Origin of the sequence: uncultured Aquincola sp. (assembly GCF_964001545.1) — a bacterium.
Taxonomy (GTDB): Bacteria; Pseudomonadota; Gammaproteobacteria; order Burkholderiales; family Burkholderiaceae_C; genus Aquincola.
This window is the reverse complement of sequence record NZ_CAXFDV010000163.1, coordinates 1-7079: the sequence shown is the minus strand read 5'-3', so window position 1 is coordinate 7079 and position 7079 is coordinate 1. Positions and strand designations below refer to the sequence as shown.

The 7079-nt window shown below is 68.8% G+C and carries 9 protein-coding genes; 2 read left to right on the top strand and 7 right to left on the bottom strand.

All coding sequences use genetic code 11. From position 1 onward, the window contains the following. The coding region (locus ABNT58_RS05420) for a CoA-transferase (protein WP_348752483.1) at window positions 1–344 on the top strand (344 nt) is incomplete at its 5' end. 33 nt (window positions 345–377) lie between these two features. Here ABNT58_RS05420 and ABNT58_RS05415 read toward each other — a convergent pair. Genes ABNT58_RS05415 through ABNT58_RS05390 form a run of 6 tightly spaced genes read right to left on the bottom strand, consistent with a single transcriptional unit; the run spans window position 378 to window position 4681 of the window. Continuing rightward, complete coding sequence (locus ABNT58_RS05415; protein ID WP_348752482.1) at window positions 378–677, bottom strand: type II toxin-antitoxin system RelE/ParE family toxin; 300 nt, start codon at window positions 675–677, stop codon at window positions 378–380. Between the two features lie 8 nt (window positions 678–685). Next, on the bottom strand, window positions 686–901 hold the full coding sequence (locus tag ABNT58_RS05410) for a hypothetical protein (protein WP_348752481.1): 216 nt from the start codon (window positions 899–901) through the stop codon (window positions 686–688). 39 nt (window positions 902–940) lie between these two features. Further along, the gene (locus ABNT58_RS05405; protein ID WP_348752480.1) at window positions 941–1615 is read right to left on the bottom strand and encodes an SDR family oxidoreductase; all 675 of its coding nucleotides are present in this window, start codon (window positions 1613–1615) and stop codon (window positions 941–943) included. 7 nt (window positions 1616–1622) lie between these two features. Continuing rightward, window positions 1623–2549, bottom strand: coding sequence for a dihydrodipicolinate synthase family protein (locus ABNT58_RS05400; RefSeq protein WP_348752479.1), 927 nt, complete (start codon window positions 2547–2549; stop codon window positions 1623–1625). Window positions 2550–2560: 11 nt separating this feature from the next. Beyond that, a complete protein-coding gene (locus tag ABNT58_RS05395) occupies window positions 2561–3688 on the bottom strand; it encodes an iron-containing alcohol dehydrogenase (RefSeq protein ID WP_348752478.1) in 1128 nt (375 codons plus the stop codon). Window positions 3689–3715: 27 nt separating this feature from the next. Beyond that, entirely contained in the window at window positions 3716–4681 is a 966-nt protein-coding gene (locus tag ABNT58_RS05390; protein ID WP_348752477.1) for a tripartite tricarboxylate transporter substrate binding protein, read from the bottom strand. Window positions 4682–5223: 542 nt separating this feature from the next. Here ABNT58_RS05390 and ltrA point away from each other — a divergent pair. After that, window positions 5224–6594, top strand: a complete 1371-nt coding sequence (gene ltrA / locus ABNT58_RS05385) for a group II intron reverse transcriptase/maturase (RefSeq protein WP_348752484.1) — start codon at window positions 5224–5226, stop codon at window positions 6592–6594. Between the two features lie 73 nt (window positions 6595–6667). Here ltrA and ABNT58_RS05380 read toward each other — a convergent pair. Further along, on the bottom strand, window positions 6668–7079 hold a 412-nt coding region (locus ABNT58_RS05380), incomplete at its 5' end, for a CoA transferase (protein WP_348752476.1).

Sequence of the window (7079 nt, the reverse complement as noted above, 5' to 3'; positions counted from 1 at the left end):
TGTCGATCCTGGGCGCGATGCAGGTGAGCGAGAAGGGCGACCTGGCCAACTGGATGATCCCGGGCAAGATGGTCAAGGGCATGGGCGGCGCCATGGACCTGGTGGCCGGTGTGCCGCGCGTCATCGTGCTGATGGAGCATGTGGCCCGCAAGAAGGACGGCACCACCGACCTCAAGATCCTGCCTCAGTGCACCCTGCCGCTGACCGGCGTGGGCGTGGTCAACCGCATCATCACCGACCTGGCCGTGATGGACGTGACCCCGCAAGGCCTGAAGGTGGTGGAAATCGCCCCGGGCGTGACGCGCGAAGAGCTGCAGCAGAAGACGGGTGTGCCGCTGCAGTGAGTGATGGAGGCGGCCGGCGCGAGCGCACCGCGCTCAAATCGCCGGCTGCTGCCCGCGGCTCGCGTGCCAGAACGCAAGCACGTCCAGGCTGCCGCCGTCGGCTCTGTAGTAGATGAAGTAACGGATGCGTCCCAGGTAGAGGCGGCGAACGCCGGGGGTGCGCGACCCTTTGTAGGGTGATCCGATGCCGGGCTGCTCCGCCAGCAGCGCGACGGCCTCGCCAAAATCCGCGGCCACCGCGCCTGGCGCGGCAGGACGATGGGTTGTCCACCAGGCGGCTGCCTGTCTCACTTGCGCCGCAGCCCTGGCCGCGATACGCACTTGCAGCGCCATGTCAGACGTTAGCGCGGCAAGGAAGACAGCAATTCGTCGAGCGGCACGGTGTCGCCCCGCTCGACCTGGGCGATGGCCTCCAGCAGTTCATCTTCCTGTAGTGGCGACAGGTAGAAGCCCTCGTCCGCACCGCGGCTGACCACGGTGACGACGGTTCCTTCAGGCAATTGCACGCCCTCCAGGACAATCTGGCCGTTGACGACGGTGCCGGTGGCAACTTGCATGGGCACGATGGTACTGTGAGTCTGCGGCGTGGTCAGAACCTACAACGAAGCCCCGCCGCAGACCACGATCTGCTGGCCGGTGATGGACGCGGCGCCTGCCGAGAGCAGGAAGGCGGTGGTGGCGGCTACCTCGGCCGGCTGGATGAAGCGGCCCATCGGGGGCAGCTTGGGCTGCACGCCCGCGCGGGCGGGGTCAGCCAGCATCGGGGTTTGCGTGGCGGCGGGGGCCACCACGTTGACGGTGATGCGCCGCGGCGCCAGTTCGGCGGCCCAGGAGCGGGCCATGGCCACCAGGGCGGCCTTGCTGGCCGCGTACTGGCTGCGGCCGGGTGATCCGGTGGCGGTGCGGCTGCCGATGAGCACGATGCGGCCGCCTTCGGGCATGTGGCCTACCAGCGCTTGGGTCAACGTCTCGGCGGCGGCCACGTGCAGCTGCCACATCGTGGCGCCATCGGCTTCCTGCAGCTCGCCCAGGCAGCCGGTCTTGAGCACGCCGGCCGCATGCACCAGCGCATCGCAGCGCAGACCTTTCAGCGCCTGGGCCAGCGCCGGCCGATCCAGCAGGTCGACGGGCCGGTGCTCGTAGCCCGCATGCTGCAGCTCGGGCGGCCGCCGGCTCAGGCCCACCACCTGCCAGCCCTCGGACAGCAGCCGCTGCACGATCGCCAGGCCGATGCCGGAGCTGGCGCCGGTGACCACGGCCGTCGGGCGCATGCTCACCTCACTGGCCGCGCTGGCTGGCCAGCAGCGCTTCGTGGCGCTGCAGCAGGTCTTGCGCCGAAGCAGCATCCAGTGCCAGCAGCGGCGGCCGCAGCCGGCGCCAGCCGTCGTGCCCGGTGCGGGCGGCCAGCAGCGTCTTCAGCGACGCCATCTGCGCATAGACGGAAGCCAGCGTGCGCATGGCCACCACGCGCGCCTGGGCCGCTTCCACCTCGGCCGCACGTGCGGGGTCGGCATGGTGCCGGTAAACATAGGCCAGGTCGGCGGCCACCAGATTGGTGGTGGCGGTGATGGCACCGGCACCGCCCGCGCGCAGCAGCGGCAGCATCAGCGGGTCGGCGCCCGACAGCACCGCAAAGCCCGGGAAGCGATCGACCATCGCGGTCATGTTGTCCAGCTTGCCGGCCGAGTCCTTGATGCCGACCACGGTGTCGGGGTAGCGCGCCCGCAGCCGCTCGATCAGCCCGAACGGGATGGGCAGGGCCGATACCTGGGGGATGTGGTACAGCACCACGCGCAGCCGCGGGTCGCCCACACGCTCGATGGTCTCGGCATAGGCGGCGAAGAGGCCCTCTTCGCTCACGTCCTTGTAGTAGAAGGGCGGCAGCATCACCACCGTGTCCACGCCCATCGACAAGGCATGGCGCGTCAGCTCCACCGTCTCGGTCAGGGCGGTGACGCCGGTGCCGGGCAGCAGTTGCTGGGGTTGGAGGCCACCTTCGATCGCGGCTTCCAGCAGGGCCTTGCGCTCGCCGGTGGAAAACGAATTGGCTTCGCCGGTGGTGCCCAGGATGGCCACGCCGGTGCAGCCATCGGCCACCAGCCTGCGGCAGTGCTCGACGAAGCGTGCATGGTCGGGCCGCAGCTCGGCATCGACCGGGGTGAGGGCAGCGCAGAAGACGCCGCGCGGATGAAGGTCGTTGGCCATGTCGGTGGTCCTCAGAAGGCGGCTTGGTAGATCGCGCGGATCTGGTCGCGGCTGATCTCGCGCGGGTTGTTGTCCAGCAGGCGGCGGATGTTGAAGGCCTCGTCGGCCATGGTGTCCAGGTCGTGCTCGGGAATGCCCAAGCGCGACATGCGCATCTCCACGCCCTGCTGCGCGCACCACTGGCTGGCCCGGTCGACGATGGCGGCTTCGCGAAGGTCGTCGCCCAGGCCCATGGCGCGCAGCACGGCCTGCGTGCGTTCGGGTACCACAGGAGCGTTGAAAGCCAGCGTGTGCGGAAAGATCACCGCGCACGACAGGCCGTGGGCGATGTGGTGGCGCGTGCCCAGCGGATAGGCCACTGCATGGCCCGCCGTGGTGTTCACCGGCCCCAGGCAGATGCCCCCGTACAGCGCGGCCAGCGCCAGGCCCGCGCGGGCCTGTGCATCGCTGCCGTCGCGCACCGCGGCCGGCAGGTGCTGGCCCACCAGGCGGATGCCTTCCAGCGCGTACAGGTCGATGGCCGGATGCGCCTTGCGGTTGGTCAGCGCCTCCACGCAGTGGGTCATCGCGTCGATGCCGGCGGCGGCGGTAGGCGAGGCGGGCACGCTCATCGTCAGCGCGGGGTCGACGATGGCCAGGTCGGCCAGCATCAGCCGGCTTTGCACGGCCAGCTTGTTGCGGGTGACGGGGTCGCTCACCAGCGCCCGCATGCCCACTTCGCTGCCGGTGCCCGCGGTGGTGGGCACCTGCACCAGCGGCAACCGCGGTCCCAGCACCTTGTCGGGGCCGACCACCTCGTGCACCGTCTGCGCGCCCAGCGTGAGCACCGCCACCAGCTTGGCCACGTCCATCGCGCTGCCGCCGCCAAAGCCGACGATGAGGTCGGGCCTGGCTTCACGGGCCAGCGCAAGCGCCTTCTCGAGGTTGGGCACGTCGGGCTCGGGCACCACCTCGCCGAACAGAATGACGTCGCCCGGCAGGCCCAGCAGGTCCACCCGCTGGGCATTGAAGGCGTCGGCCACCACCATCGGCCGGCGGGCGCCGCGCTCGCGGGCAAAGGCGGCCAGGCTGGCCAGGGCGCCGGTGCCGAATTCGACCGGCGGCAGCACCAGGGGTATGCGATGGGCCAGGGGATTCATGGCTGCTTCCTCATCGGGGTGTGGCGGTCACTCGGCGCGGATGTGCGCGTCGTTGATGATCTTGGCCGAGCGCGCCATGTCTTCCTTCTGGAACTTGACGAAGTCGGCGATGGTGCCGGGCGTGAGCAGCAGGCCTTGCGACTCCAGCCGCTCGCGCATGTCGGTGGCCAGGGCCTTGTTCACCTCGGCATTGAGCTTGTCGGCCAGCTCGGGCGGCAGGCCGGCCGGCGCCCACAGGCCGTACCAGCTGTAGAACTCGTAGCCGGGGATGGTCTCGGCCACGGCCGGCACGTCGGGCAGGCTGGGCAGGCGGCTCTTGGCGGTGACGGCGATGACCTTCAGCTGCCCGGCCTTGGCAAAGGACGACGAGCCCAGGATCGGATCGACGAAGCCGTCGATCTGGCCACCCACCAGGTCCTGGTAGGCCGGTGCCGAGCCCTTGTACGGCACGATCAGGTACTCGATGCCGCCGGCGCGGCGCAGCAGCTCGGTGGACAGGTGGCCGGCCGAGCCGGTGGAGCCGATGGCAAAGCTCAGCTTGCCGGGGTTGGCCTTGCCGTAGGCCAGCAGCGACTTCACATCGGTGATCGGCAGGTTCTTGTTCAGCGCGATGGCCAGCGGCGCCTTGGCCACCAGCGCGATGGGCGTGAAGTCCTTGACCACGTCGTAGGGCGCCGCCTTCATCGTCATCGGCGTGGTGGTGTGGGTCGAGGGCGAAAACAGCAGCGTGTAGCCGTCGGCCTTGGCCTGCTTGACCGCCACCGCGCCGATGGTGCCGGCACCGCCCGGCTTGTTGTCCACCACGATGGTCTGGCCCATCTGCTGGCCGAGCTTTTGCGCCAGGGCGCGGCCCACGGTGTCCAGCGTGCCGCCGGGCGGGAAGGGGATCACCAGCGTGATCGGCTTAGCCGGGTAGGGCTGCGCCAGCGCGGTACCGGCGGCGATGGACAGCGCCGCGCCGATGGCGGCGGCCAGGAAGGTCTTGCGGTTCATGGTCTTGTCTCCGGTGCGCCGGTCAAAGCCGGCAAGGTGTTGTGAATGAAAGAGTCATACGTTGAAGGCTTAGCCAGCTACGACGGCCCCGAGTCATGCGTGCACATCCGTGAGGGTGTGGGCGAAGCGTTGACAGGGGGAAACGCAGGCCGGGTATTGAGCCGCGTAATACATGCCCCGCGGCGAGAGCTGCGGGTGGTCCGGGGTGCCGAGGCTGTCGGAGAGAGCCGAAGGCCACACCGTGCCTGCCGCCATGGCAAGGCAGGCATGGACCCCGCGCGGTCACAGACCCCGCGCATGCGCGGAAACACCTTGCACGGAAACCGGGAGATCCCGCGACCTTCTGCACCGCGCTGGGAAGCGTCGGGTGCAGAGCGCATCGTGAAGCCTGAGGGCGTACGACGATGAACGACAGGCGCGGGAAGTCGGATCGTGGCGTAGTACCGCAGAAGCGGGCGAACAAAGCTGTGGGTGCAATCCCTGCGGTGGCGGAGCCGGTGGAGGGAAGGCCGCGAGCCAAGGGAAATGCCTTCGTGGCGCGCATGTCCCGGAGAACCAGCCGGGTCTACGACGTGCAAACGGCGCTCGATGGCATACGACAGACGGCACGAGGCCGTCGCGATGCGAGGTTCGACAACCTGCTGCATCACATCTACGCCATTGAACGGCTGAGGGCGGCGTACCACGCGATCAAGCGTGACGCTGCTGCGGGCGTCGATGGTCAGACCTGGCACGGGTACGGCGAGGCGCTGGAAGAGAACCTTCTGGACCTGTCCGACCGGCTGGCCCGAGGGGGGTATCGCCCCCAGCCTGCGAAGCGGGTGTACATCGACAAGGCCGACGGGAGTAAGCGCCCATTGGGCGTGCCCGCGCTGGAGGACAAGCTCGTCCAGCGCGCATCGGCCGAAGTCCTTGGTGCGATCTACGAGCAGGACTTCCTCGGGTTCAGCTACGGGTTCAGGCCTGGGCGAAGCGCGCACGACGCGCTGGACGCCGTGGCGGTGGGTGTGACGGCTAGGAAGGTGAACTGGATCCTCGATGCGGACATCAGCAAGTTCTTCGACACCATCGAACACGACTGGCTGATCAAATTCATCGAGCATCGCGTGGCTGACACGCGCGTGGTGCGGCTGATCAAGAAATGGCTGTACGCGGGCGTTCTGGAGGATGGCAGGCTGACGCAGAGCGAAATGGGGACGGTCCAGGGCGGGAGCATCTCCCCGCTCCTGGCCAACATCTACCTGCACTACGCGTTCGACCTGTGGGTCAAGCAGTGGAGGGAGCGCCACGCCCGAGGTGACGTGATCGTTGTGCGTTATGCCGACGACTGGGTCGCCGGGTTCCAGCTCCAAGGCGATGCCGAGCGCTTTAAGCGCGCGGTTGCCGAGAGGCTGGAGCAGTTCGGGCTGAAGCTGCACCCTGACAAGACGCGGCTGATCGAGTTCGGGCGCTTCGCCCGGGAGAACCGTCGCCGCGAGGGACGGGGCAAACCGCAGACCTTCGACTTCCTGGGCTTCACGCATTGCTGCGGGACGACCAGGAAGGGCAAGTTCATGGTGCTGCGGCTGACCAGTGCCAAGCGCCTGCGCGCCAAGCTGCAGGCGGTCAAGATCGAACTGAGACGGCGCATGCACCACAGCGTTCCCGAGCAGGGCCAGTACCTGCGCGCGGTCGTGGCTGGGCATGGCCGGTACTTTGGCGTGCCATGCAACGGCGCGCGGCTCAGAACATTCCGCCACCAGGTGGCTGGGCTGTGGCATCGCACTCTGTGCCGCCGCAGCCAGAGCCGCAGCGTACGCTGGCGACGCATGTATCGAATGATGAAGCACTGGCTGCCTATTCCAAAGATCTGCCACCCGTACCCCGGCCAGCGTCTGATCGTCATCACCCAAGGCAGGAGCCGTATGCGGTAGTGCCGCACGTACGGATCTGTGGAGGGGGTGTCGGGTGACTGGCATTCCTACTCTGACTTTGTCGTTGTGAAAGTCAGCGGGCGGCGCCGCTTTGCCGCAGGGCGTCGATCTGCGCGGCGTCATAGCCCACGCTGGCCAGCAGGTCGGTGGTGTGTTCGCCCAGCCTGGGCGGCTGCAGCCGCACGCCGGCGCGCCGGCCGTCCAGCGTGAAGGGCAGCAGCGTGGTCTTGGCCGTCTGGCCGGCGCGTTCGCCATCGGTCAGCACCACGTCGGCCAGGCCGCCGCTGGCCAGCAGGTGCGGGTCGTCCAGCAATTCCTCAGGCCGGCGGATGGGCGCAAACGGCAGGCCGGCGGCTTCCATCAGCTCCGCCAGTTCGCTGGCGGGCCGGTGGGCCAGGCGCTCGGCCAGCGTGCGCAGCAGCTGTGGCCGCAGGTCCACCCGCTGGCGGTTGGTGGCCAGCGCCGGGTCCTGCAGCAGGTCTTCC